Genomic DNA, 1,500 nt, shown 5'->3' on the forward strand with positions numbered 1-1,500 from the left:
CCGGGCACGGGCGAGTTGATGTTGCGGCAACAGGTCGTATCCAGCGCGAACCCGGAAGGCGCGATCGCCTTCGATCTCTTCTTCTGCTTTCTGCTGGATCCCCAGCGATGCCACCGAGATCTTCTGGTGATCGGCGGCATTGAAACCCTCTACAAAATTGACGAGATGTCCGCGTGCTTCCCGGCTAAGCTCAGGATGCTGTTCGAGCAATGAGGCAAAGGAGATATCGGGCTGCTGCCACCCTTCACACTTCTCCAGGAAAGCGAACCCTTCGCCCGGCTCATCACTCTTGCGAAGATGTTTGTCCTCGAAGGTGTAGTTGTCACCGTCAATCTCGTAGGTCGCCAGGCCGGCCTCTTCGATCAGATGCCAGAGCTCGGGCGCCTTACCGTGGATGAACTCCGCCCCCAGCTCCACGATCTCGTCACCTTCGCGAACAGTCAGCATACRGCCGCCGACACGGGACGCAGCTTCCAGCAACGTAACCTGTACGCCGGCCTCCGCCAGGGTGCGGGCTGCGGTTAGCCCAGCCATTCCGGCGCCCAGGATTAGCACATCAGTCTCCACAGCAGATGGTGGATGTTGCCGATCGCCTAATGGTTTGCCCGCGGCATTAGGTGTTTTTGCTTCCATGATGCAAAGGCTACCAGCGTCTGGTTGGCAGCGGTGTTGTACCAGCCATATCCGTTCCGTCGCTCGTCGGAAATCTCGGACAACTCATCGTGGATGGTGCGGTCACGGTCGCCGAAGATCGGCTTCTCCCCATTCGGAGGCAAGCCGAGAGAATAGTAGCGGGACCACACCGGCGGCGCCCCCGGCTTTTCGAAGAGACGACGGCCACCGGGAGTCTCCTTGCCGCCGGTATAGATGAAGCCGGAGATCGCGTGCTGCTGAAACCAGGCAGCGGCAGCATAGACAGACCGTACCACCGCGGGCGAGGGTGATGGCAGAGTCATCAGGTAATTCACCAGAGCCGCTGACTCCGAGCTCGAAAGCGAGATCATCTCGTAGTTGCGTGCACCCGCCGGGGCCAGTGTCAGTGCATCGACCTGCTGCGGCCAGATGGTGAGCCGGCCGCCGATCGTTACCTGCGACTTCAAAATGCACTCCAATCCGTGAGCGATCGCCTGCGCTGCGTGTTGCCTGAGCGCCGACGGAAGAAAGCTGTAGTTCTGGTTGGTTACGGCGAGGTTCAACGTCTCGATGGCGTTGATCATCGCGTTGTCGTTGAAGGTGATGGCATCGTGATATCCACCTTCCAGCGGCCAGACCTGCGGCCAACCGCCATTCGGATATTGCGCACTCAGGATGTAACGGATGCCGCGCTCCATAGACTGCTGATAGCGCGTACGATCGGCGGCCGATGCATGTGGCAGCACCAGAGCGAGAAAACGGATCTCAGTGGTGGTGGCGTCATTGTCCAGCGTACCGACATAGTTCCATGTCGGCTCCATCGGCCTGTCTGCGTCATCGGGAGCAAGGTGCTGCGAGGTATTATCC

General features: G+C 59.7%; 2 protein-coding genes. Both read right to left on the bottom strand.

Going from position 1 to position 1,500, the window contains the following annotated elements; all coding sequences use genetic code 11:
- Positions 1–555, bottom strand: a 555-nt coding sequence (locus tag AB4043_RS25250) for a flavin monoamine oxidase family protein (protein ID WP_442308493.1), incomplete at its 3' end; no start/stop codon positions are given.
- A 38-nt stretch (positions 556–593) separates the two neighbouring features.
- Positions 594–1,500 (bottom strand): pectate lyase (gene pelA, locus AB4043_RS25255; RefSeq protein ID WP_442308494.1); only part of this gene is annotated, 907 nt, incomplete at its 5' end.

Source organism: Terriglobus sp. YAF25 (genome assembly GCF_052113305.1).
Lineage (GTDB): Bacteria > Acidobacteriota > Terriglobia > Terriglobales > Acidobacteriaceae > Terriglobus.